The organism is Jeotgalibacillus terrae (genome assembly GCF_016908195.1).
Classification (GTDB): domain Bacteria; phylum Bacillota; class Bacilli; order Bacillales; family Jeotgalibacillaceae; genus Jeotgalibacillus; species Jeotgalibacillus terrae.
The window spans coordinates 1-26,398 of sequence record NZ_JAFBDK010000014.1; the positions used below are offsets into that span (position 1 = coordinate 1).

Annotated in this window: 21 protein-coding genes; all 21 read right to left on the minus strand. The window is 45.3% G+C overall.

Translation table 11 applies throughout. From position 1 onward, the window contains the following. Window positions 1-113 precede the first annotated feature (113 nt). Complete coding sequence (locus tag JOD21_RS13590; RefSeq protein WP_204730137.1) at window positions 114-377, minus strand: hypothetical protein; 264 nt, start codon at window positions 375-377, stop codon at window positions 114-116. Between the two features lie 306 nt (window positions 378-683). Continuing rightward, window positions 684-1,961: a DUF4097 family beta strand repeat-containing protein gene (locus tag JOD21_RS13595; RefSeq protein WP_204730138.1), complete on the minus strand. Its 1,278-nt coding sequence runs from the start codon at window positions 1,959-1,961 to the stop codon at window positions 684-686. Between the two features lie 165 nt (window positions 1,962-2,126). Further along, window positions 2,127-5,009 carry an excinuclease ABC subunit UvrA gene (gene uvrA / locus JOD21_RS13600; RefSeq protein ID WP_204730139.1) on the minus strand — a complete coding sequence of 961 codons (2,883 nt, stop codon included), beginning with the start codon at window positions 5,007-5,009 and terminating at the stop codon, window positions 2,127-2,129. Between the two features lie 7 nt (window positions 5,010-5,016). After that, the gene (gene uvrB, locus JOD21_RS13605) at window positions 5,017-6,999 is read right to left on the minus strand and encodes an excinuclease ABC subunit UvrB (RefSeq protein WP_204730140.1); all 1,983 of its coding nucleotides are present in this window, start codon (window positions 6,997-6,999) and stop codon (window positions 5,017-5,019) included. A gap of 252 nt (window positions 7,000-7,251) precedes the next feature. Then, window positions 7,252-7,497, minus strand: a complete 246-nt coding sequence (locus JOD21_RS13610; RefSeq protein ID WP_041123198.1) for a CsbA family protein — start codon at window positions 7,495-7,497, stop codon at window positions 7,252-7,254. A 31-nt stretch (window positions 7,498-7,528) separates the two neighbouring features. Continuing rightward, window positions 7,529-8,167, minus strand: a complete 639-nt coding sequence (locus tag JOD21_RS13615; RefSeq protein WP_204730141.1) for an HD domain-containing protein — start codon at window positions 8,165-8,167, stop codon at window positions 7,529-7,531. Between the two features lie 300 nt (window positions 8,168-8,467). Further along, the gene (locus JOD21_RS13620; RefSeq protein WP_204730142.1) at window positions 8,468-9,634 is read right to left on the minus strand and encodes a PDZ domain-containing protein; all 1,167 of its coding nucleotides are present in this window, start codon (window positions 9,632-9,634) and stop codon (window positions 8,468-8,470) included. Window positions 9,635-9,713: 79 nt separating this feature from the next. After that, window positions 9,714-11,111, minus strand: coding sequence for a S41 family peptidase (locus JOD21_RS13625; protein ID WP_338032906.1), 1,398 nt, complete (start codon window positions 11,109-11,111; stop codon window positions 9,714-9,716). A 24-nt stretch (window positions 11,112-11,135) separates the two neighbouring features. Then, window positions 11,136-11,681: a TlpA family protein disulfide reductase gene (locus JOD21_RS13630; RefSeq protein ID WP_204730143.1), complete on the minus strand. Its 546-nt coding sequence runs from the start codon at window positions 11,679-11,681 to the stop codon at window positions 11,136-11,138. Window positions 11,682-11,985: 304 nt separating this feature from the next. Further along, the gene (locus tag JOD21_RS13635) at window positions 11,986-13,380 is read right to left on the minus strand and encodes a murein hydrolase activator EnvC family protein (RefSeq protein ID WP_338032907.1); all 1,395 of its coding nucleotides are present in this window, start codon (window positions 13,378-13,380) and stop codon (window positions 11,986-11,988) included. A gap of 232 nt (window positions 13,381-13,612) precedes the next feature. After that, window positions 13,613-14,497 carry a permease-like cell division protein FtsX gene (gene ftsX / locus JOD21_RS13640; RefSeq protein WP_204730144.1) on the minus strand — a complete coding sequence of 295 codons (885 nt, stop codon included), beginning with the start codon at window positions 14,495-14,497 and terminating at the stop codon, window positions 13,613-13,615. Beyond that, window positions 14,487-15,173, minus strand: coding sequence for a cell division ATP-binding protein FtsE (gene ftsE, locus JOD21_RS13645; protein ID WP_204730145.1), 687 nt, complete (start codon window positions 15,171-15,173; stop codon window positions 14,487-14,489). Before ftsE ends, ftsX begins: the two co-directional genes overlap by 11 nt. A gap of 245 nt (window positions 15,174-15,418) precedes the next feature. Next, window positions 15,419-15,739 (minus strand): cytochrome c551, encoded by a 321-nt coding sequence (gene cccB / locus JOD21_RS13650; RefSeq protein WP_204730146.1) that lies wholly within the window; start codon window positions 15,737-15,739, stop codon window positions 15,419-15,421. Window positions 15,740-15,791: 52 nt separating this feature from the next. Then, complete coding sequence (locus tag JOD21_RS13655) at window positions 15,792-16,661, minus strand: YitT family protein (RefSeq protein ID WP_204730147.1); 870 nt, start codon at window positions 16,659-16,661, stop codon at window positions 15,792-15,794. A gap of 438 nt (window positions 16,662-17,099) precedes the next feature. Further along, a protein-coding gene (gene prfB / locus JOD21_RS13660) for a peptide chain release factor 2 (RefSeq protein WP_204730148.1) occupies window positions 17,100-18,204 on the minus strand; the annotation gives its coding sequence in 2 pieces (ribosomal slippage) (window positions 17,100-18,131 and window positions 18,133-18,204; 1,104 coding nt in all). 292 nt (window positions 18,205-18,496) lie between these two features. Further along, entirely contained in the window at window positions 18,497-21,004 is a 2,508-nt protein-coding gene (gene secA, locus JOD21_RS13665) for a preprotein translocase subunit SecA (RefSeq protein ID WP_204730149.1), read from the minus strand. A gap of 599 nt (window positions 21,005-21,603) precedes the next feature. Beyond that, window positions 21,604-22,434 (minus strand): DUF1028 domain-containing protein, encoded by an 831-nt coding sequence (locus JOD21_RS13670; RefSeq protein WP_204730150.1) that lies wholly within the window; start codon window positions 22,432-22,434, stop codon window positions 21,604-21,606. Window positions 22,435-22,467: 33 nt separating this feature from the next. Further along, complete coding sequence (locus JOD21_RS13675) at window positions 22,468-22,998, minus strand: chromate transporter (RefSeq protein WP_039811079.1); 531 nt, start codon at window positions 22,996-22,998, stop codon at window positions 22,468-22,470. Continuing rightward, complete coding sequence (locus JOD21_RS13680) at window positions 22,995-23,522, minus strand: chromate transporter (RefSeq protein WP_204730207.1); 528 nt, start codon at window positions 23,520-23,522, stop codon at window positions 22,995-22,997. Before JOD21_RS13680 ends, JOD21_RS13675 begins: the two co-directional genes overlap by 4 nt. 36 nt (window positions 23,523-23,558) lie before the next feature. Then, on the minus strand, window positions 23,559-25,169 hold the full coding sequence (locus JOD21_RS13685) for a gamma-glutamyltransferase family protein (RefSeq protein WP_204730151.1): 1,611 nt from the start codon (window positions 25,167-25,169) through the stop codon (window positions 23,559-23,561). Between the two features lie 526 nt (window positions 25,170-25,695). Further along, complete coding sequence (locus tag JOD21_RS13690) at window positions 25,696-26,334, minus strand: SGNH/GDSL hydrolase family protein (protein WP_204730152.1); 639 nt, start codon at window positions 26,332-26,334, stop codon at window positions 25,696-25,698. Window positions 26,335-26,398: the final 64 nt, after the last annotated feature.

The following is a 26,398-nucleotide window of genomic DNA, read 5'->3' on the forward strand; positions in this document are numbered from 1 at the left end:
CTCAAGAGAATAACGTTTATAAGACATAGAAAAGCTCCCCCCTAGGCAAACAGATTTTTGTTTTTAATCTGTCTACTTAGAGGGGAGCATATCAATGCGCACCCGGCTTCTTTTTAATTCGCGTTAGATACTTCAGGGTTTTCTTTACCTGAAGAAAATCTCAGCTTCAGTCCCACTGCTAAAATCGCAAGGGATAACAGCAGACTGATTCCGCCTACACCCCAGTGGAAAATGAGCAGCACCCACTTAAAGAATCCCATGATATCGGCATTCATCGTTACAAAAGCCAGCACAACAAAAAGAACACCAGTTCCAAGAAAAGCTGCACCAACCGTACTGAATCCAAACCACATGATCCGGTTAATAAACGTCTCCATCATCCTCACCCGCCTTATGTATTTATTGTATTATACCTTGAAATGTGGGGAGGGAAACATATTAGTTAGTTGTGTGTATTTTTGGGGACGGAGGTTAAGTTGTATGAAACGTACACGACAGGGACAGAGATGAATCCACGCGGTTAATACATTAACCTCTGTCCCTTCATTGCACATAATATGACACTTTAACCTCCGTCCCTGCTGTGTAAATAACAAAACAGCCTGACGCGCATGTCTGGGGGGACGCGCATCAGGCTGCTTTTTTATTTGTGTGAATCCTGGTCACCTTTATAGACGAATGAGTTACGCGTTTGTTTCACGATTTTTTGAATAAGATTTGACAGTTACTGCTCCGGTTTTTGCATCTGCTGTGATATAGAGCTTTGATGCGCCTTCACGGTCTTTTCTGAAATTCAGTCTGCGCTGCATCATTTCCTCGCGCTCTTCAACATGGTCCATCTGGTCAAAATCGACTCTCAGCTTACCAAAGTTGGTTCTGAGTGTTCCATCAAGAGATACTGTCTCCGGCACGTTGATTTCAATCGGGCCGGCAAGAGATTTCGCTTCGATTCTTCTGGCAGATGAGCTTGATGTACTGCAGACAATCTTTCCATTGACAGATTGCGCGTCAATTTCATCAAGGGCACCTTCAACATTGACCTTACCGTTGACTGATTCTGCTTCAATCAGATCAGCACGTGTATTTTCAACGTTGATTCCGCCGTTTGCTGTTTCAAGTTCTGCTTTTTCAATCAGCATATTTGAAAGTTCGATCTTTCCGTTCGCTGTACGGACTTTGACTTTATTGACGTTTCCGCCTTCAGCCTGGAACTTCCCGTTAAACAGGCGGATATCCCATCTCTCAAAATTCGCTTTTGGTACATAAAGGACTGTATCCAGGCTCATCATTTTAAGATCAGACACAAATCTAAGCTTTTTAAAGTTAGTGTTAAAGATAACCGAATCCTTCAACTGCTGCTTCGCTTTAAATTCATCATCACTGCGGAATACTTTCACATTACATTCTGCACGGACGAAATCTTCATCCCACGGACGAATGGTAAGCTTCCCGTTTGAAATACTTGCTTCAAGATCGATCAGTTCAGCTTTTTCAGATTCAAAAACATGTTTGAACTCAAGGGATGGTCCCATATTGAATTCAAGGTCAAGCCCTTTTACTTTTTCAAATGCTGTCTGAACGAAATCTGTGAGTTTATCCTTCTGCTGCTGACGGGTATTTTTTTTATTCTGTTCAGTTTTGAATTCCTTTGATTTCTTCTCAATCGTCCCAAACAGATCATTGATCATTTCATCAAGATTGAATGGAAATTCTTTTTTCTGTGAACTGCCTGAATCAGTATATTCACGTGACTGGTCAGATGAACGGCTTTGCTGCTCATACGTTTTTTCCTGGTGTGTTGAAGTGGAGCTTGAAGTCGTACTTTCTGATGAAGTTCTGCTATCTGCCGACGCTTTAGCTGAACCATCTTTTTCAAGCGCTTCTAAAAGTGTTAGAGCTTCTGAAGCTGTGATTGTTCCTTTTTCCACCATACTTAAAATTCTTTGACGTTCGTTTTCCATGTATTTGACACTCTCCTCTGATTTTGAAATTGTCTCTACAATCCTGAACTACCTTTTATACGAATGACAGAAATAAAAGTTTCATTTGATTATAAGCATGACAGAAAAACAGGAACTCACCACCCGTCTCAGGGCTGAGATTGTTCTAAAGCCCCGGGACGATTTTTACGCATTCACTTTCTCACCGGTACGCGCAGCCATCTTCTCTTCCATTCGGCTGCGGTCACGTTCAAGAACCGGTTTCAGGTAGCTTCCAGTATAGGATTCTTTGACCTCAGCAATATCCTCAGGTGAACCGCAGGCAAGAATGGTACCGCCTCTGTCTCCGCCTTCAGGTCCGAGATCAATAATATAATCTGATGCTTTAATGATATCCAGATTGTGTTCAATGATGAGCACTGTATCTCCGTTATCAACGAGACGTTGAAGTACATTAAGCAGTCTTGAGATATCATCAACATGCAGTCCGGTTGTCGGCTCATCAAGAATATACATTGATTTACCTGTTGAACGTCTATGCAGTTCTGAAGCCAGCTTCACACGCTGCGCTTCACCACCTGAAAGAGTTGTAGCAGGCTGACCAAGCGTGATATAGCCGAGTCCAACATCTACAATTGTTTGCAGCTTACGGCTGATCTTTGGAATGTTTTCGAAAAATGACAGACCGTCTTCTACAGTCATTGCCAGTACATCTGCAATGTTTTTACCTTTGTATTTCACTTCAAGCGTTTCGCGGTTATAACGTTTGCCGTGACACACTTCACACGGAACATATACATCCGGCAGGAAGTGCATTTCAATCTTAATAATCCCGTCGCCGCGGCAGGCTTCACAGCGTCCGCCTTTTACATTAAAGCTGAATCGTCCCTTTTTATACCCGCGGACTTTTGCTTCATTCGTTGTAGCGAAAACGTCTCGGATATCATCAAATACGCCTGTATACGTCGCCGGGTTTGAACGTGGTGTTCTTCCGATTGGTGATTGATCAATATCAATCACTTTTTCAAGCTGATCGATCCCTTTGATTTCCTTGTGTTCACCAGGTTTTACTTTAGAACGGTGAAGTTTCTGGGCAAGTGATTTATGCAGGATGCTGTTGATCAGCGTACTTTTACCTGAACCGGATACACCTGTAACAGAGGTTAGGACGCCAAGTGGAATATTCACATCCACTTCTTTCAGGTTGTTTTCCTTTGCCCCTTTAATCTGCAGCTGACGTTTTTTATCAGGCTTTCTGCGCTCAGCAGGCAGAGGAATAAACTTTTTACCTGACAGATACTGACCTGTCAGTGACTTCCCGTTTTTCATCACCTGTTTCGGTGTGCCGGCAGCGACGATTTCACCGCCGTGGACACCTGCACCAGGGCCAACGTCGATCAGGTAGTCAGCTGCGAGCATTGTATCTTCATCGTGCTCTACAACAATCAGTGTATTACCGATATCCCGCATATTTTTTAAGGTTTCAATCAGGCGGTCGTTATCGCGCTGATGCAGTCCGATTGAAGGCTCATCTAGGATATAAAGTACACCTGACAGCTGAGACCCGATTTGTGTGGCCAGTCTGATCCGCTGCGCTTCACCACCGGATAGCGTACCGGCTGCGCGGCTGAGCGTCAGGTAATCAAGTCCGACATTTACAAGGAAGCTGAGACGTTCATTAATTTCACGCAGAATGAGACGTGCGATCTGCATTTCTTTTTCAGTCAGCTCCACTTCATTAAAGAATTGTTTTGCTTCTTCAATTGAATATGAAGTAATGTGTCCAATATGCAGATCCTGTACTTTTACCGCAAGACTTTCACGCTTCAGACGGTGTCCCTCACAAGTCGGGCAGTGATGTTGCGCCATATATTTCTGCATCTGCTCACGGATATAATCTGAGCTTGTTTCACGGTAGCGGCGCTCAACATTTTTGAGAACACCTTCAAAATTGATGTTATTTTCGCGAACCTGACCAAAGTCATTTTCATAACGGAAATAAATTTTTTCACGGCCTGATCCCTTCAGAATTTTGTCCATCTTTTTCTTCGGAATCTCTTTCACCGGAATATCCATATCAATATCATAGTGCTCGCACACTGCTTTTAGCATGGATGGATAGTATTGTGAGCTTGTCGGTTCCCACGGGGCAATCGCATGGTCATTAAGTGAACGGGTCCAGTCAGGAATGACAAGATCCATATCCACTTCAAGCTTTGTTCCGAGACCATCACAGTCAGGACATGCGCCAAACGGTGAGTTAAATGAAAACATTCTCGGCTCAAGCTCTTCAATTGAGAATCCGCAGATCGGGCAGGCATGATGCTCATTGAATTTGATTTCTTCTTCACCGATCACGTCAACAATGACGTTGCCATCTCCGAGTTGAAGAGCTGCTTCAAGAGAGTCTGCCAGTCTTGCCTCTGCACCTTCTTTTACAACAATACGGTCAATAATGACTTCAATTGAATGCTTCTTATTTTTATCAAGGTCGATTTCATCACCGATATCCATCATTTCACCATTTACACGAACCCGAACGTAACCCTGCTTTTTCACATCTTCAAGGATTTTGGCATGGGTGCCTTTACGTCCTGATACAAGCGGAGCAAGAACCTGAAGCTTCGTCCGCTCAGGGTATTCATAGATGCGGTCTACCATCTGTTCAACAGTCTGTGATGTAATCTCAATACCGTGGTCCGGACAGACCGGTCTTCCGATTCGTGCAAAGAGCAGGCGTAAATAATCATAGATCTCTGTTACTGTTCCAACAGTAGAACGCGGATTGCGGCTTGTTGTCTTCTGGTCAATTGAGATTGCAGGTGACAGTCCTTCAATTGCATCAACATCCGGCTTATCCATTTGTCCGAGGAATTGTCTTGCATAAGCAGACAGTGATTCAACGTATCGCCTCTGTCCTTCTGCATAGATCGTGTCAAATGCGAGTGATGATTTTCCGGAGCCCGAAAGCCCCGTCATCACTACGAGTTTGTCACGCGGAATTTTAATATCTACATTTTTTAAGTTATGCGCACGGGCGCCCTGTATAATAATCTGATCTTTACCCATTGTCAGGTCATCCTTCCGCTTTCAATTCTAAAACAAGGTCACGCAGCTCAGCCGCTTTTTCAAAATCAAGCGCACGTGCTGCTTCCTTCATTTCAATTTCCATCGACTCAATCACTTTCGCACGTTCCTGCTTAGACAGTTTCTTCATTTGTTCAGCAGGTGATACGTATTCTTCCGCTTCTTCAACAGCATGAGTCGCTCTGATGACATCACGGATTTCTTTATTAATTGTGATCGGCGTAATGCCGTGTTTTTCATTGTGTGCAATCTGCTTTTCACGGCGTCTTGCTGTTTCATCCATTGCGCGCTGCATGGAGTCAGTGACTTTATCAGCATATAAAATAACGTGACCGTTTGAATTACGGGCTGCACGTCCGATGGTCTGAATCAGTGCACGGTCAGAACGCAGGAACCCTTCTTTATCTGCATCAAGAATCGTAATAAGTGATACTTCCGGAATATCGAGTCCTTCTCTGAGCAGGTTGATTCCGATTAACACATCATATTTACCGACTCTGAGGTCCCTGATAATCTCTATTCGCTCAAGTGTTTTTACTTCTGAGTGAAGGTACTGAACTTTAATGCCTATCTCCTTCAGATAATCTGTCAGATCTTCAGACATTTTTTTCGTGAGTGTTGTAATCAGTGTCCGTTCATTCTTCGCAATCCGGTCCTGAATCTCACCAAGCAGGTCATCAATCTGTCCTTCACTCGGTCTGATCTCAACTGTCGGGTCAAGAAGACCGGTCGGACGGATAATCTGTTCGACCATTTCATCTGTATGTTCGATTTCATATGGACCCGGTGTTGCGGATACATAGATCGCATTATGCACATGCGTTTCGAATTCTTCAAACTTCAATGGGCGGTTATCCATCGCTGAAGGCAGACGGAACCCGTGATCCACGAGCACTTTTTTACGCGCCTGGTCACCGTTATACATACCGCGGATCTGCGGCAGCGTCACGTGTGACTCATCAATGACCAGCAGGAAGTCATCAGGGAAATAGTCAATCAGCGTATATGGTGTGGCACCTGCTTCCCTAAGTGTTAAGTGTCTGGAATAGTTCTCAATGCCTGAACAGAATCCCATCTCTCTCATCATCTCAAGGTCATAGCGCGTGCGCTGTTCGAGGCGCTGTGCTTCAAGCAGTTTATCTTCTTCTTTTAAAATTTTCAGCTGCTCTTCAAGTTCAATCTCTATATTTTCAATGGCTTTGCGCATTTTCTCATCGCGTGTAACGAAGTGTGATGCCGGGAATACAGCTACGTGGTCACGATCACCAAGAATCTCCCCAGTCAGTGCATCAACCATTCTGATCCGGTCAATTTCATCACCAAAAAACTCAACGCGAATGCAGTGCTCATCATTTTTAGCTGGAAATATCTCAACAACATCACCACGCACGCGGAACGTACCACGTGTGAAGGCAATGTCATTGCGCTCATACTGAATATCAACCAGCCTTCTTAGCAGCTGATTACGTTCAATTTCCATGCCGACTCTGAGTGAGACCACAAGCTCTTTATATTCTTCCGGGGAACCTAATCCATAGATGCAGGAAACGGATGAAATAATAATGACGTCATCCCGCTCAAACAGTGAAGAAGTAGCAGAGTGACGTAATTTATCGATTTCATCGTTGATGCTTGCATCTTTTTCAATAAATGTATCAGTCTGAGGGACGTACGCTTCCGGCTGATAGTAATCATAATAACTGACGAAGTATTCAACTGCGTTATTCGGGAAGAACTCCTTGAATTCACTATACAGCTGTCCAGCAAGCGTCTTGTTATGGGCAATAACCAGCGTTGGTTTTTTTACCTCCTGTACAACATTTGAAACCGTAAAGGTCTTCCCTGTACCCGTTGCACCCAGTAATGTCTGATGCTGCTTTTTCTGCTCAACACCCTCTACCAGTTTCTTAATTGCAGCAGGCTGATCCCCCGCCGGCTGATATTTTGACTGCAAATCAAATTCCTGCACCATGTATCAAACGCCTCCTAAAAATCATTCCGTGAAAAACCTTCTTCTATATTCATACCCTTTATGATGAAATGAAACAGGGTTTTAGGCAAATTAATTGTCTCAATAAGTTTACCACCTTGAGATAAAAAAGGACAGCAAAAAGCGAACATACATTCTAATTAGTTATTTAGGGCAGATGAACAGGTCATCAGAATGTTGAAAATGCTACTTCCTCAGCCGTCCCATCTCCAACATCAAAAAACAGCCCGGAACCTAAGCGATTCCGCGCTGTTTATCTGTATATTTTTTCATATATCTGTTGGCATACCAGAGACCGAGTGTCAGTGACGCAGCGTCTACGATGATGACGTACCAGCTGCCTGTATATCCTTTGTAAGAAGACCCTGCAATCAGCGCAATTGTCAGCAGCATCGCGATCGTGCGGCTGTAGGTGATGCGGGTGAAAAGGACGACTAACAGTGCCGGCAGAAACATGGCCATCAGAATTTTTGTGCCCATATGATCACCTCACGTTTTCATCATACTGGACTCACTTTGATGCTGCAATAAGATTTTCCGTAATTTTACTCAGCTCTGAGTGTGGAATGAACTTTTCAGCAAGCATATCCGGCAACACATTTTCAAGAAAGAACGCAACGCTCGTCATTTCACGGAACCTTAAGATCGTAGACAATGCTTCCTGATAGATCTCAAGAAAAATTGGTTCCGGATTGCCTTTTTGAATTTCGCCAAAAGATTCATACAGCAAATCAATTTTATCTGCAACGGATAAAATATTCCCTTCTAGTGTACGGTCTTTTCCTTCTTTAAAGCGCGACAGATAGATGGACTGATATTCATCCGGAAATTCAGCCAGTACAAATTTGTGCGCCATTTCCTCTTCCACTTCACTGAAGAGGCGGTTCAATTCTGAGGATGCGTATTTCACGGGTGTTTTAATATCACCTGTGAAGATTTCAGGGTAATCATGGTTTAATGCTTTTTCGTAAAGGTTTTTCCAGTTGACTGTTTTACCGTGATGTTCTTCGACTGTTCCGAGGAACTGGGCGATTTTTGTGACTTTAAAAGAATGGGCTGCTACTGTATGTTCGTTGTATTTGAACTTACCCGGACAGCGGTACAGCTTTTCCATGTCTGACAGACTTTTAAAGTAATGATGGATCCCCATAAGCTCACCCCATTATATAATTTAGCTAATAGTAGCATTGACAGGTGAGGTTGCACAATACAGAGTTTGTAAAATAATTTGTTAAAAGACATTGAGGAACTGGGAGTGGGGTTTTTCTATCACCTTTTAGGATGATTCAATCAGCTTATTCATTTATTTCAGCCTGATGCGCCTGACATCATGATAATTGTTACACCGCTTACCATTTATCCTACACCTTCCTCATTTATACTATCACCTGTGCTGATTATTCATCTCCCTCACATCCCCGGCCCCACAAACAAAAAACAGCCTGATCGCTCAGGCTGTTTCACGTTTGCGGTCTTCTATTAAGATTAATCCGAGCTGATGGTGCTGGCCTTCGTACAGGGCAGCCTGGGTGTAGCGGACTTCACCTGCATGGTTCAGGACTTCGAGCTTGCAGTGTGCACGGCTTTTTTGCACAGCCTGGTAGAATTCGCGTTCGTTGCTGACGATCTGACCGTTTACTTTATGAATCATTTCACCGCGCAGCAGACCCATTTTAGCAGCGGGCGTGCCAGGCAGTACATCGATGATCATGACGCTTTTATCTCCATTAATAAAATGGTAGCCGGACCTTCTGCAGACTTTACGCGTTTTCAGCATAATGAAAACTTTACCTGCAAATGCGATGGCGAACGAAGCAATAATCAGATACGGTGCCCAGATTGATCCTGCTGCAAGAACTGAAGTCAGAGCACCGAGCCAGATGACCTGTGCTGCATTTACTTTCAGAATGCTCTGCGGCAGATCGTGAACGACAGTCAGCTGATAACCGAGCACTGCCGGAAGAATCATCAGTGAATATGAATCACCGACACTAAGCAGCGGCCACCAGCCTGCCCCGCTGATCAGTCCTTCAGGAATCGGAACCAGTAATGGAACAAGCCAGATTCTTTTCGTAAAAAATGCACCGGCTTTCATCCCGCGCGGCGTTTTCACTAAGCGTGGTGATGTCTGTTTGACTGCGTTAATCTGAATCAGCAGCCCTTCAGCAATCAGCAGCAGACCCATCAGCACACCCGCTGCAACAAAGGTTTGCGGCAGCGATGGCGCCCATTCAGGCAGGGTGACATTAAAATAACTCATTGTATTCATACTGATAAAAGCGATTGGAAATATAAAACCTGCAGATAGCAGCCTGAACTGGCCTGTCACTGTGAATAGAATCATAAGCAAACTGACTCCATAAATCCACGTTGCTTCAAGCACAAGCCCCCCACCGCTGATCACTCCTGAGAGCACAACGCCAATGATCAGTGAAATGCCTATTAAGCTGAGACTTTCTATGTACCATGGCTTTACTGCTGTTCTTAAGTCACGCCGTTCTCTTTTGACTCTGACTACACCTGCAATGACAGCTGCAAGTAAAGCGATGATGAAAACCGGATTGAGTACGCCTGACAAGAGTGCGCCAGGCAATTCATTCAGCCAGTTACTTAACATACGATCCCCCCGGTTGAAAACAAATTCTTCTATTTATTGTATCAGACCGGGAGCAATCGCTGTATAGGAATTTCGCCGCTTAATGACGCGCGATAAATTCAATGGCTGACTGAAGCTGATGATCGTGGTTCGGATTTTTCTTATAATCTTCAAGCGTTGCAGAGAGTTTTTTCAGTGTAGATGTATTGACTTCACCGGTTTCTTTTAGATTTGATTTCTTTTGAAAAGCAAGGATCGCTTTTTCCGTACTGTTACTATAATATCCATCAGTGCGGTCAACTTCATAACCAAGTCCAATGAGCAGCTTTTGAAGGGCTGATACCCGCTCATCGTTCATTCCTCTTTTCAGAATGATTGAGGACTGCACCGGTGAAAGTTCGAATAGATCAGGCTGTACAACTTCAAGTGTCGGCTGGATACCTTTTTTATGAATCCAGCGTTTATCAGGTGTCAGCCATTTTGATACTGTCAGCTTCATCTGGCTGCCATCCCCAAGTTCAAGTGACTGCTGGACTGTTCCTTTGCCAAATGTTGTTGTGCCGATCAGCGTATAACCTTCCACTTCATACATCGCTGCAGCCAAAATTTCCGATGCTGACGCGCTGCCTTCATCAATCAGTACGGTGACCGGATACTCCTTTTTGCTTTTTGTCGCTGAAGTCAGTGCCTCCCGTTTGCCTGAGCGCTGCTCCACATACATAAATGGTTTTTTATCTGTAATGAAATGAGAGAGCACTTCCTCCACACTTGAAAGCAGGCCTCCCGGATTTCCGCGGACATCAACGATCAGCCCGGCGAGCTCTGATTTCTCAAGGTCTTCCAAAGCCGCTTTCACGTCCTTACCGGTTCCTTCACCAAACGTTTTAATTTCTATGTAACCGGTTTTATTTCCGTCCCGCTCATACATTTTATGCGTAACGGTTTCTACAGGAATATCGTCTCTGACAACATTGATTGTCAGTGATTTTTCCGACTCACCCCGCTCAATGCCAAGCTGTACGCGGCTGCCCTTAGGCCCTCTGATTTTAGCTGTCAGTTCATAGATCGTCAGCCCGATGATTTCTTCGTTATCGACATGAGTAATTACGTCATTCGGCTTCAGCCCTGCTTCTTCTGCCGGAGAATCTTTCAGTGGCGCGACAATTAAAAACTTTCCTTCTTCCTGCGTAATCTCTGCACCGATTCCACTGAATGTGGAATCCAGAGACTGGTGAAACTGCTTTGACGCCTGTTCATCCATATAGACTGAATAAGGGTCACCCAGTGCTGCCACCATGCCTTTTAGCGCACCGTCAAGCAACACCTGCTCATCCACCTTTTCAACATAACTGTCCTGAATTATTTGCTGTGCTTTTTCAATTTTTGATTTCTCAACTGATACTTCTTCCGGAACGCGCTTAATCAAAAAACGGTCAGCACTGTAATAGACGCCAGCCCCAAGGACCATACATAAAATAATCATCAGTACTCTTTTCACCAGCTTCCCCCTCCCTTTTATACGCTATGAGGCATTATTTTCACTTAGAAGTTGATTCATGGCTCCCTCAAGTTTAGTGGCTGTCACCGGTCCGAAAAACGTCTCGCCCACATAACCGTCAGGCGCAATGATCACCGTAACCGGTATCGTAAAAATCCGGAATGCTTCCTGCATGGCGCCTTCTTCGTCAAAAGCAACCGGAAAGTTAAAGTCATGATCTTCTATAAACTGCTCAGCAGACTCTTTCTTAAATTCTTCCTTTGTCAGATTGACGCCGATTAATGTGATATCCGGATGTGCTTTTACAAACGACTTCAGCTCCGGAATTTCTTCAATACAAGGCGGGCACCAGCTTGTCCAGAAATTAAGGATCAGCGGTTCACCTGACAAATCCTCTTTTGACAGTGTGCTGCCATCCTGCATCTGAAGTGTGAAATCCGGCGCCAGAATTCGCTGTTCTTTCATCACCGGTTCACTGGTCTCAGGGTCTATACTGATTAATAAAAACAGTCCGGCACAACACATGACAGCAAATGTCCACCCTGCAGCCTTCAATCGTTGAACAGACATATACAGTCCCTCCTCGCTGGGAGTATATGCTAAAGGGAAAACAGGTATGAATTGATAAGAATCATTCACGAGGAGAATGGTAGAAATCCTTTATCTAAATATATGTAAAGAATCCATTGTTGTCTTAATCCATCTGGTGATTGAAGCGTAAGGGGGGAGACTCCAGAGCGAGAAGCCGGACAGGTGAGACCTCGGCGTTGAGGAGGCTCACCACCGGCCGCGCTTCCCCCTCGGAAATCACCAGCCAGTTTTAACAGGCTGACATCAAAAAAGCTCCCAAACCGAAGTTTGAGAGCTTACCAGATTAGAATGAGATATATTTACGAGGGTTTACAGCGTTTGATTTAGATCCGTTCCATCCACCTTCGTGAACTTCGAAGTGAAGATGCGAGCCGAATGAGTAACCTGTGTTACCCATACCGCCGATATACTGACCTTTTTCAACGTAGCTTCCCTGAGAAACACCAATGCTGCTTAAGTGAGCATATAGCGTTGTAATCGTTTGACCATTGATATTATGTGTAATTAATACCATATTGCCATAACCACCGTCATTAAATCCGGCTTCTACTACATAGCCTGAAGCTGCTGCAGAAACGGCCGTTCCAGGTGAATTCGCAATATCAATACCATAATGATATCTCGTTTTTCCATTTAAAATGTCATAACCAAATTCAGTTGTCATTCTTCCGTAAGAAGGACTTGTCCAGTCTCCCGCTGAAACCGGTGCTGATACTGCCGGAGCAGATGGTGCAGGAGCAGGCGCTGATGATGAAGATCCGCTAGTCTGTGATGCAGATGCTGCTGCAGCTGCAGCGGCTTCAGCAGCATCGGCTTCGGCTGCCTTACGTTCTTCTTCTGCCTGACGCTGGCGCTCAAGTTCTTTCTGACGCTCAATTTCACGCTGTCTTGCAAGTTCTGCAAGGCGTTCCTGCTCAGCCATAATTTTGTTTTCAACATCCGCTGCCATTTCGTGCAGATGCTCATCCTGGGCTTCAAGTTCTGCTTTTTCATCTTCAAGCTCTGCCTGTTTAGCTTCAAGTTCATCCATTAACGTACCCTTGTCAGCTTTCTGGCCATCAAGCTCTGCTTTTAATCCGTCAAGCTCAGCTTTCTGAGCTTCAAGTTCAGCAAGCTGCTGCTGTACTTCTTCTTCTTTCTGTTCTAAAGATTCTTTATCCTGACGCTGTTCTTCCATAATTTTCCGGTCAGCGGATACAAGTGTATTCACTGCTGAGAAACGGTCGATAAAATCACCGAAGTTTTCAGCGCCAAGCAGTACATCAACATAGCTGACTGAACCGCCTGTCAACTGGATCGCGCGTGCACGTTCTTCAAGAAGTGCTGTACGCTCTTCAATCTTTTTCTTCAGCTCTTCGATTTCTCCACGGAGCTTTTCAATCTGAGCGTTTGTATCATCAATTTCACCTGAAACTGAATTGATCTTACCTTCTGTATCTTCAATCTTGCTATCAAGTTTTTTGATTTGAGCAGTTACTTTCTCCTGCTCTTTTATAATCTCTTCAATGCGGTTGTTTGTTGTGCTGATTTCACCGCTGATTTCTTCACGCTGGTTCTCAATTGATGAACGTTCTTCTTTTAAGTTATTTAAAGTTTCAGCAGAAGCTGTATTGATTGCCGGAATGCTTCCTGCAACGAGTGCTGCTGCCAATGACAGGCTGACGAATGACTTTTTCACTAAACTGTTCTCCCTTCGAATCTAGCATTACTGTTTTCTATTTGTCTTTGTTAAAGTTGGCTGTTGATTTCCGCTCCAGGGGAACGCTTTCCGCAGGGCCGGCGGTGAGCCTCCTCAGCGCGGGGCGCTTGCGGGGTCTCACCTGTCCGACTTCTCCTGCTGGAGTCGTCCCCTTCCGCTTCAATCAACAGCTGTGCAAAAACGACATGTAACTTTTACATAGCTTTATAATTTATACACGCAGGAATTTTCTGACGGACATAAAGCTTCCCCATACGCCGATTACGACGCCCATCAGAAGAATTAATGCGTTAATCTGGTATATAAACGGTGAGAATTCAAGGATCTGTATAAATGAATTTTCTAACCGTGGCTGCATATATTCATAAACGTTGTAATAGATCATGGATACGGCTGCAATCGGCAGAATAGAGCCAATAATACCGAGCCAGATTCCTTCAAGTATGAATGGAATTCTGACAAACCAGTTAGAGGCACCAACCAGCTTCATAATCTCAATTTCTGTTCTTCTTGCAACAATTGTGATCTTAATTGTGTTTGAAATCAGGAACATTGCGGTAAACAGTAAACCAAAGATTAAAACTGCACCGACATTTCTGCTGACTTCAAGAATGCTGAACAGCTTGTCGATTTTACCTTCACCATATTCGACGGAATGTGTATTTTCAAATGTGCCGATTTGGGAAGCAAGACGTTCAGTCTGTCTTGGATCAACCGCCTTAACGACAAATTTATCACGGAGCGGGTTGTTCTGTTCAAACAGCGCCATCTCCTCACCAAAGCTGTCAATTAAACCGGATAGTTCTTCTTCTTTTGTGGAGTATTCAATTGATTCCACTCCGGAGAGCTGTTCAATCTCCTGTTCAAGTGTTGTTACTGCCTGCTGATCTGCTTCAAGCTCAACGTAGACATTCATCTCAACATCGTTTTCGATATCGTCTGCGGCTTTATTCATATTCAGCATTAGCGCTGTGAACACACCGACAAGAAGTAAAGTAACAGTAACTGCACTGACGGATGCAAATGTCATCCATCCATTTCTCGCCAGACTCTTAAAACTTTCCCTGAAGTGTCTGAGCATTGTTCTAGCTTTCATAGCCGTAATCCCCCCGTTGTTCGTCACGGACAATGACACCATTTTCAATGGCAATGACACGGTGGCGGATCGTGTTCACTATTTCACGGTTATGCGTAGCCATAATAATTGTTGTGCCGCGTGAGTTTATTTCTTCAAACAAGTTCATAATTTCCCATGAAGTCTCCGGATCAAGGTTTCCTGTCGGCTCATCTGCAATCACTACTTTAGGTGAATTCACAATTGAGCGTGCGATAGAAACTCGCTGTTGTTCCCCTCCGGAAAGCTCATCGGGCATCATGCGGGCTTTGTGTTTCAATCCTACAAGATCCAACACTTCCATAACTTTCTGTTTGATCACCTTTGGCTCTTCCTCTATTACCTCTAAAGCAAATGCAACATTTTCAAAAACGGTCAGCTTGTTCAGGAGTTTAAAATCCTGGAAAACAACGCCGATATTTCTGCGGAGATAAGGCACACGATTCGCCTTGAGCTTCGCAATGTCAATTCCGTTTACATTAATTGTCCCTTTTGTCGGTTTTTCTTCACGGTACATCATTTTGATAAATGTAGATTTACCAGCGCCACTCGGTCCGACTACATAGACGAACTCTCCTGCCTGGATCTTCACATCAAAACCGTTTGCAGCCATGATACCGTTCGGGTACTTTTTGTATACTTCTTTCATCTGTATCATATAAAAAATACTCACCTTATCTGTAAATTTCACGATGACTGGTTCTGGCTGTCTTCGGCCTCGAAATCGCCAATATAATAGGAATAAATAGCTAATTATATCGGTTTATCGATTTTTGGCACAAGAACATTATATCATTCTAGCGAATTTTGTTAACGACAATTATATTACAGTTTCATTTCGACAGTGAAATATAAAAAAAGCACCTTTTCCCATTTTGGAAAAAGATGCTTTTAAATGAATGTTTATTCCATTCCTGAAAGCCATTCAGCTACAACTTCAGCTTCTTCACCTTCAATTAAATTTCCAGGCATTCTTCCTTTACCCTCTTGGATCACTTGAAGAATCTCATCCTGACTCAGCCTTGACCCTACTTCTTCAAGGTTTGGACCACTGGCACCTTCAAGATTATCACCGTGACATCCTGAACAATTCCCGATAAAAATTGTTTCCGGGTCCATTTCACCAGCTGAAGAACCCGTGTCTGATGCCTCTTCGTCACCACCACCACAGGCTGCAAGCATCATTGAAGATACAAGTGCTGCACCTAACCACCATTTTTTCATCAAAATCCACCTCATCTTCAACATTTTGTTAATAATTTTCTTAAAATAACATTTACTCCCGCTTAAAACCTTCTCCTAACACTTCTGATGCATCATTTACAATGACAAAAGCTTTTGGATCGATCTTTTTTACTACATTTTTCAGTTTTGTGAATTCAGTCTGATCAATCACACACATTAAAATCGGTCGCTCATGATCTGTGTAACCACCATATGCTGACAGCTTTGTCACACCTCTGTCCACTTCATCAAATATTGCACGGCTGATCTCTTCCTGGCGATTCGTAATGATATGCACCATTTTCGAACGCTGCCACCCGACCTGTACAAGATCGATTGTTTTACTAGTCACATACAGTGCGATCAGTGCATATAACCCTTGCTCAATACTGAATACAATGGCTGAGCTGAGAACGATGAGTCCGTCAATAATCGCAATACTTGTCCCAAGACCCAGACCGCTGTATTTATGTATAATCTGCGCAGCCAGATCCGTACCACCTGTAGATGCTTTACCTCTAAATACAATTCCTAAACCAATCCCGACGCCAATTCCGCCGAACAACGCGCCAAGTAAAGGGTCCTCTGTCCATGGTGCCCAGTTCTCCGTTAAAAAAACCCATCCCGGAAGTGCAAGCGTTCCTACAAATGATTTCAGGCCGAAATTTTTACCAAGTAAAATAACTCCCGCTATAAACAGCGGAATGTTAAAAGCATACTGAACGATAGCCGGCCGCCATTCAAACAGCCCATTTAAAATCGTACTGATCCCGCTTGTGCCACCTGAAGCAACAGCATTCGGAAGTAAAAACACATTAAAAGAAATCGCGACAAATAATGCCCCGATAATCACATACACATAGTCAATCGCACCATGCCAGGCTTTCGGCTCACTTTGCCCCCGGCGATTACGCTTACCCATTGACGTTCATCCTTTCTCTATTCAAGTTTACACCGCTAGAGAGTATAGCATGTAGAGACATTTCTGTGAATATTGTCATGCTAGAGCGTTAGTGCGGTGAAGTGCGGGTGGTCGGCGTAGTGGTTTTTGAGGCGGTAACACTAGTGAGACACGATTTTGCTACAACGAAATATCCTCTTCATGCACTTAAGAAACTAAAGGCTTGTTTCCTAAGTGCAAAAAGGGCGGCTTCGCTGCGTTGGGGCGGGCTGCGAGGTCGTATTCTTGCCGGCGGTGGTCGTATTGCGCTGCACGAAGGTCGGATACACCCGGATTGGAGGCTGTATCATCGTCCGCGAAGGTCGTATCAGCCGAATCGAAGGTCTTGATGCCACTTGCCAAGTGCCTCGCCGGCCAACAATAAAAAACCCGCCACCCTCATCAGGCAGCGGATCAGCATTAATTTTCAATTCTTGATCGCAGATAAGCATTAATGAATGGATCGATATCTCCGTCCATTACGCCCTGCACGTTTCCTGATTCTGTACTTGTACGATGGTCTTTCACCATTGAGTACGGGTGGAACACGTAAGAGCGGATCTGGCTTCCCCAGCCGATTTCTTTTTGCTCCCCGCGGATATCAGCGAGTTTTTGTTCCTGCTCTTCAATTTTTAATTGATAGAGCTTTGACTTCAGCATTTTCATCGCTGACTCACGGTTTTTGATCTGTGAGCGTTCAGACTGACACGATACAACTGAGTTCGTTGGAAGGTGGGTAATCCGCACGGCAGAGTCAGTTGTATTGATGTGCTGACCGCCGGCGCCGCTTGCACGGTACGTATCCACTTTCAGGTCTTCAGTACGGATCTCAATTTCAATTTCATCATTGAATTCAGGCATAATATCACAAGACACGAATGACGTGTGACGGCGGCCGGATGAATCAAATGGTGAAATCCGGACAAGACGGTGTACGCCTTTTTCTGCCTTCAGATAACCGTAAGCATTGTGTCCTTTGAATAAAAGGGTAACTGACTTGATCCCCGCTTCATCACCCGGAAGATAATCGAGCGTTTCGACTTTGAATCCGCGCTTTTCACCCCATCGCTGATACATACGGAGAAGCATTGAACCCCAGTCCTGCGACTCGGTTCCGCCAGCACCCGGATGCAATTCAAGAATTGCATTGTTTTTATCATAAGGCTCGCTTAGTAACATCTGAAGCTCGAATTCATCCAGTGTTTTACGGAATGTTTCAAGTTCAGTGACCATTTCAGCGTGCATTTCTTCATCAGGCTCTTCTTTTAAAAGTTCAAGCGTGACTTCCAGGTTTTCCTGGGTGTCGACCAGGTTCTGATAGCCGTTCACGACGTCTTTCAGTGCGTTTTGGTCGTTGATGATGCTTTGTGCTTTTTGCTGATCGTCCCAGAAAGTTGGTTCGACCATGATTTCATCGATTTCAGCGAGTTTTGCCTCTTTGTTTTCTAAGTCAAAGAGACCCCCTGAAGTCCGCCAAGACTCTGGCTGTTTTTTCGAGCTCGTTTCTTACGTCTGATAATTCCATTTGAGTTCCACCTTAATGTAAAGTTGATTTTCGTTATAAAAACCGCTTGTGATTTCCGTGGAAGACTGCGTTTTCCTGCCCCCGGGCGGTGAGCCTCCTCATGCTTCGCATTGCGGGGTCTCACCTGTCCCTTCCTGGGGCGGGAGTCTCCGTCCTCCACTCCAATCACAAGCTGAGATTACTTAATACTGAAGGTTTTAAAAATAAATGATCTGTTAATTACAAGGTTTATACCTCCACAGCTGATGATTGGAGCTCCAATCATCAGCCAGCTAAACAGAGACCTATTTAATTAAACCCCGTGACAGTTCTTATATTTCTTCCCGCTGCCGCATGGGCATGGGTCGTTGCGGCCGACTGTGTTTTCGCGGCGGACCGGCTGTGGCTTTTTCTTTGTTTCGCCTTCTTCTTTCGGATTGACGGCCTGTCCCTGGGCAACTTCCTGGCGCTCGATGTTGCTGCGGATTTCAGCTTTCATCACGTATTTTGTGACTTCTTCATTGACAGAATGCTGCATTGTTTCGAACATCGCGAATCCTTCGTTCTGATATTCACGCAGCGGGTCGATCTGACCGTATGCACGCAGGTGAATACCCTGACGGAGCTGGTCCATCGCATCGATATGGTCGATCCATTTTGTATCAAGTGAACGGAGAAGGACAACTTTTTCGAATTCACGCATTCTCTCGCCAAGTTCTTGTTCACGCTCATCGTAACGCTTATTCACTTCATCCATAATGAGTGATTTCATTTCCTCATTAGACTTACCTTCAAGCGTTTCAGCTGTGATCACATTTTCAGGCAGCAGGTTGGCAAAGATGAAGTGCTCAAGACCTTTCAGATCCCACTTGGCTCTCTCTTCAGTCATTGGTGCATAGGCTTCGACTGCGTTGTGGACAGTTGTTTCAACCATTCTGTCAACGATATGGCGAAGGCTATCTGATTCAAGAATTTCATCTCTGTCTGTGTAAATGACTTCACGCTGCTGACGAAGCACATCGTCATATTGCAGAAGCTGTTTACGCGCATCAAAGTTGTTACCCTCAACGCGTTTTTGTGCTGATTCAACTGCACGTGTCACCATTTTACTCTGAATTGGCTGGGAATCATCCATGCCAAGACGTGACATCATTGACTTCATATTGTCAGAACCGAAGCGGCGCATAAGATCATCTTCCATTGAAAGATAGAACTGCGTTACACCAGGGTCTCCCTGACGGCCGGCACGACCACGCAGCTGGTTATCAATACGGCGTGATTCGTGACGCTCAGTACCGATTACTGCTAATCCGCCAAGCTCTTTTACACCGTCGCCAAGCTTAATGTCTGTACCACGCCCGGCCATGTTGGTTGCGATTGTTACGGCCCCACGTTTACCGGCGTCCGTAATAATCTGAGCTTCACTGCCATGGTTTTTCGCATTCAGCACGTTATGCGGAATGCCTTTTTTCTTTAATTCACTCGCAATCAGTTCAGACGTTTCGATTGCAACTGTACCGACAAGTACCGGTTGGCCTTTTGTATGACGCTCTGCGATATCTTCAATTGCTGCCATATGCTTTCCTTTGACAGATGCATAAATCAGGTCAGCTTTATCATCACGTACGATTTCACGATTCGTCGGGATCACAACAACTCTCATATTGTAAATGTTGCGGAATTCCTCTTCCTCCGTTTTTGCTGTACCCGTCATACCGGACAGCTTCTCGTAGCGGCGGAAGTAGTTCTGGAAGGTAATTGAAGCCATTGTCATAGACTCATTCTGGATCTCGAGCCCTTCTTTTGCTTCAATCGCCTGGTGCAGTCCGTCGCTGTAACGGCGGCCTTTCATCAGACGTCCTGTAAATTGGTCAACAATGACAACTTTGCCTTCTTCGACAACATAATCAAAGTCACGCTTCATTGAAGCATGAGCTTTTAACGACTGTGTAATGTGGTGATTCAGCGTCACATGCGCATAATCATACAGGTTATCAATACGGAATGCTCTCTCTGCTTTAGTGATTCCGTCTTCAGTCAGTTGCACGCCTTTTGTTTTTTCATCATACGTGTAGTCCTCATCGATTCTGAGGTTGCGGACAAATGCATTTGTCTGAATATAAAGCTGCGTATTTTTCTGAGCCTGACCCGAGATAATCAGCGGTGTTCTCGCTTCATCAATTAAAATCGAGTCAACTTCATCAATTACAGCAAAGTGCAGCGGACGCTGAACTTTTTGCTCTTTGTAAAGGACCATGTTATCACGCAGATAATCAAATCCAAGCTCATTATTCGTGCTGTATGTGATATCAGCCAGATACGCTTCACGCTTCTGGTCTTTATCCATGCTGTTCAGATTTAATCCGACTGTGAGCCCAAGGAAATTATAAAGCTGACCCATTTCCTCAGCATCACGGCTGGCAAGGTATTCGTTGACTGTCACAACGTGTACGCCTTTTCCAGTCAGTGCGTTCAGATACACCGGCATCGTAGACGTCAGCGTTTTACCTTCACCGGTTTTCATCTCGGCAATATTACCTTCATGAAGTGCTGCAGCACCCATCATCTGTACGCGGTACGGGTCGAGTCCAAGCACGCGCTTTGCGCCTTCTTTAACAACTGCAAAAGCTTCCGGCATCAGATCTTCAAGTGATTCACCCTGCTCGTAACGGGCTTTTAACTCATCTGTTTTCGCACGCAGCTGCTCATCTGAAAGCTGCTCAATGTCACCTGTTTTCGCAATTACCTGATCTGCCACTTTATCAAAACGTTTCACATCTCGCTTGTTTCCATCGAAAATTTTATTCAAAATTCCAGCCATGTTAACGCTCCTTTATATAACGGGCGGTAAAACCGTCCTAGCTATTCATATCAAAACAAGGTTTATACCCCTGTTACGTTTCCATTAAACCTACGTATACACCTAATTATCTTATCACTTACAGATGGGAGATACAAGAATTGGAGGGGAAGGCGGCTGAGGGTAACTGCAGCCAAATCCGCTGATACGACCATTGATCGCGCTGATGTGACCTTCACGGAGACGGACGCGGCCTTCGCCGGGCCAGATACGACCACCAACCCGGGTGTATCCGGTCATCGCGCGGCGCCATGCAACCATCACCAACGAATAGTCAACAATTGCTCCACGCTCAGACAAACAGCCCCTGCATGCACTTGGGTAACAAGCCTTTAGTTTCCCAAATTCATTACGAGGGCAGGTCGCTGCAACGAGTGCACCGCTCACTACAGCTGCGGGCCGTCTCACTACACCTGTGCGCCGTTTAACCGCAGTAAACCCGGGTGTATCCAACAGCTGCAGAGCGAAACACGACAGCCACCAGCCAAAACACTGCAACACTTGCCTGCGCGCAGCTCCCCAAAACCCCAAAACAAAAACCGGGCATCAGCCCGGTTTCATCATGTCCGCTCCATATACTCCACAACTTCCATATCCACATACCCTTCTGCCTGCTCACGCATTTCGAAGTTTTCTGTATGCAGATAGTTTCTGAGTGCCTTTTCGATTGAGATCCCGTCTTTCAGATAGCCGTGACGCACAAGCTGGAGCTCAAGCTTTTTCTCGACTTCTCCTTCGATTGGCATAAGAAATTCTTTTTTAGATGGCGCGAAGTAGAGCTGGTGAAGTCGGTAGATTCTCACCAGTTCATCGACTGGCGTTGTGTGATCGTCTACTCTCAGATCTATGAAGCGGTCATTGTATCCGCCATAACCACCCTGATCCTTCACGACTAACAGTGCAGCGGATTGCTGGCCGCGTGAGTCGCCGCCTGCAGCCTGGCCGGCAGATAGAGCTGCGAGCAGTCTGTCTGCAAGCGGCTGCCCTTCTGCATTTTCAAAAGCGCGGGCCATTGACTCCACCGTGCCTTCAACCAGAATGTTTCCCTGCACTGCAAAGTTTTTACCAGTCATGCCACCTGCCCAGTCATAGCACTGTTCACCTGTATATGTAGCCGCGTTGCCCTGATTATCAACGATACCAACCTGTCTGTAGTCGCGGTCCTCATCTTCTTTAATCAGCAGTTCGATCGTTTCCTCAGCCGTTTTACCGGACATAATGTAGGTCATTGCCTCAGGTCCATACGCAGTATTTGCATACGACTGTGTCGCCACTGCCCCGACACCTGCCACTGCATGCGGAACGACTGCGCCGACTGCCAGAAATTTTGACTGCGTCGCAACGCCCCACTCTTTTTCTACCGGATCGTAACCCACGATTGAATACGTCATATTCAGCACTCCTCTAAATCAAGATGCTTTTATTTACCCTAAAAAAACCGCTCCGTAAACCAGCGCGCCTGCAATCACAAATGCAGGATGCACCTTAAACCGCTCCAGTAAAACAAAGCTGATGGCTGCGAGAACAACTGTCTGCACAGTACCTGTCGCCTCAATTGCATCCGCGAAAAAGCCCCATGTCATCACGCCTAAAAGAACAGCAATCGTCGGGCGCACGAGTGTGGACATTTTTTTCACACGCGGTGAATCCTTATATTTCATAATCAGCCCAAGAAGGACAATCATCAAAATAAGTGAAGGTGCGATCGTTGCAAAAAGTGCAACACCTGCACCTAAAATCCCGCCTTCAGCATAACCGATATAACCGGCCATTTTTGTCGCAATCGGGCCCGGCAGTGAATTACCGAGTGCGAGCACTTCTGAAAATTCCTGCGTCGTCATCCAGCCGTAACGGTCAACCACTTCATTTTCAACGAGTGGGATTGAAGCAGGTCCGCCACCGTAGCCGAGAATACCGGGTATGAAAAACGCTAAAAAGATTTCCCAGTAAATCATTTCTTCGCACCCCGCTTCCCGCCAAAGATCAGCGCATACAGCAGAATGCCTAAGATGAGAATCGCCGGGTGCAGGCCTGCTATTTCAAGCAGCACAAAGCTTCCGATAATCAAAGCAATAGCAACGCCCCAGCCAAATGCAGTTTTAGACTTCTTCACAAAATCCCATGTTAAAACTGCAAGCAGTACGCCGACAACCGGTACCACCGCCTGCGACATCCCGTTTACCCAGGCAACGTCGCGATACGCATTCAGCGCCATCAGCATGACAATCATCGCAATAACTGATGGAAACGTCGTGGCAAATACAGCATTGATCATGCCTAATACCCCGCCGACGCGGTAGCCGATATAGCCTGCCATCTTTGTTGCGATCGGTCCCGGCATGGCATTACCGAGCGCCAGTACATCTGAAAATTCTTCGTCACTCATCCATTTATAATGTTCCACTACTTCCTTATGAACAAGTGGAATCGATGACGGTCCGCCCCCAAAGCCGAAAATGCCGACTCTGAAAAATCCCATGAACAGACCGCCCTGTTTATTGTTAGCCAATCCTCATCACCACGCTGCAATTTGTCCGTCTGTACGGGATTCTGTCCCGCCTTTTAACACGCCGGTCTCAGGATCACGCCAGATAATCTGTCCACGTCCGAAAGATCCGCCGTCTGTTGTTACCTGAATCGTATGCCCTTTTCTTACAAGCGCCTGCGCTAAATGGTTCGGGAAGTGCGGCTCCACGTAAACCGTTTTCCCATGCATCCACTGCCACCTCGGCGCATCAAGCGCTGCCTGCGGATTCAGATGGAAATCAATTGTATTCACCGTCACCTGGAAATGCCCCTGCGGCTGCATATAACCACCCATCACGCCAAACGGTCCGACTGCCTCACCGTCTTTTGTAAGGAACCCGGGAATAATCGTGTGATACGTACGTTTGCCAGGCTTCAGTGCATTCGGGTGCTCAGCATCAAGACTGAAGTCATGCCCTCTGTTCTGCAGTGAAATCCCCGTTTCAGGCACCACTACACCTGAACCGAATCCCATATAATTACTCTGGATATACGAGATCATATTGCCTTCATCGTCTGCTGCTGCGAGATATACCGTGCCGCCCTTTGGAAGCTCCATCGGCTCAGGGTTCATGGCCTTTTCACCGATTACTTCACGGCGTTCATCCGCATACCCTTTTGATAAAAGCTCTTCCGTTGAAATCGGCATATCCTCAGGCTCAGTAATAAACGCTTTTCCATCTGTAAATGCAAGCTTCATTGCTTCAATCTGCTTGTGATATGTATCTGCACTCTGGAATTCGTCAAACTCAAACCCCTGCGCAATATTCAGTGCCATCAGTGCAATCATCCCCTGCCCGTTCGGCGGGATTTCCCACACATCATAACCGCGATAATTGACTGATATGGGATCCACCCACTCAGGTTTGAACGTAGCCAGGTCTTCTTTAGATAAATAGCCGCCGTGCTCTTTCATATAAGCATCAATTTTATCAGCTAGCTCACCTTTATAAAAGCTCTCAGCCTTCGATTCTGCAATGCTTTTTAACGTTTCGGCATGCCCTTTTGACGACCACATTTCACCGATCTCAGGTGCGCGCCCTTCAGGTGTGAACGTGTCAAACCATGATTGATAGACATCGTCCTTAAAAATCTCCTTGAATTTCTCAGCAGCACCCTTCCAGTACTTTCCGAGAATCGGTGAGACTGGATACCCTTCTTCCGCTAAACGGATCGCCGGTGCCATCAGCTTTTCAAACGGAAGCTTCCCATGCTGTTCAGACAGCTCAGCCCACGCAGCCGGTACGCCCGGTACAGTAATCGGCTCCACTCCAAACACAGGCATCTTCTCATAACCGCGCTTTGTCATTTCTTCTATTGAAATAGACTGCGGTGCCGGACCACTTGCATTCAGTCCGTGCAGTTTATTTTTCGTCCACACAAGCGCAAACGCATCGCCGCCAATCCCATTAGAAGTCGGCTCCACAACAGTCAGTGCTGCAGCTGTCGCAATCGCAGCATCAATCGCGTTGCCTCCCTGCTGCAAAATTTCAAGCCCTGCCTGTGCAGCAAGCGGCTGACTCGTCGCCACCATCCCCCGCTTCGCAAATACAGTATTTCGATGAGATGAAAATGGATGATATAAGTAATCAGTCGTCATATATGTACGCTCCCTTTATTTCGGATTTCGAATCAATAGCTTTCATTATAGTCTAAATAGAGGGAAAATTCTAGTTTTGGTTTTAGAAAAAGGGGGCAGAGGCGGTGCAGCGGGGTGGCGGCTCACGACAGCTGGGGGCTGGTTCACAACACTAACAGCGCGGCTCACTACCACCAACCCGGGTGTATCCTACAGCTGAGCAGCATAATACTGCAACTAAGCATGCCACATAGCGAAGCCGCCCTGCATGCACTTGGGAAACAATCATTAAATTTCTCAACTGCATCACGAGGACGGATCACTGCGCTGAAATGTGCGGATACGACCTTCGCTTGTGCATACGCGACCTTCACCAGTGTATATACGACCGTCAGCCCGGGTGTATCCGACCATTACAAGCGGGCATACAACCTTCACCGCCCAAAACGTGACCAACCCCTCTGCAGAAAGCGCAAAAAAACCGCCAGATCTCATATCTGACGGCTCTTTCTATTTTGTTGAATAGTATCCACCTTAACTAAGAATATCAATAGAGTTGCTTTAAAGATTTGTTGATTTTCACATAGACTTCCTTTGCTCCCTCGATTGTGAGATGTGTGCCGCTGCTATCAATTAATCTCGAGTCAACAAGTTTTGTATCAAGATCCTCTTTTTCTCCAGCAATAGTAATAAAATGCTGCCATATATCTATTAATTGAACTCGCTCTGAAACTGCGATCTCTCTCACAATGTCATTGTATTGATTCACCCACTCACGCGGAGAGATTTTTTTGAAAAATGATGAATGATGTCTCGAAAGGTAATAGCCATCCTCTCCACTTCCCTCTATTAAAGGTATGACTGTCATTAAGACAGGTTTTAAGTTAATTTCATGTAGTTTTTTAACAAAGAAAATGATATTTTCTCTGAATCTTGTCAAACTGACTTTTGGTTCTTCCAGTTCTGTTATAACAGAATCATTTGTTCCAAACATGAATAGTACAATATCTCCATTCAAATAAATATCTTTACTCTCTAACCTGAGTTTTGCGTCTTCAGTCGTGTGACCATTTACTCCTTCGTTGACAACCTCTGTACCTGTTATCTCTGCTAAAAGTGTGGTCCAGTTTTGATCTCCTAACATCTCACCTTTTGTATTACTATCTCCTAATGCAATGATTCTCATCAGGATGCACCTCTTTTCTTAATAGCGAAAGAGAGCTCTGATAAAAGAACTCTCTTAAGCACTA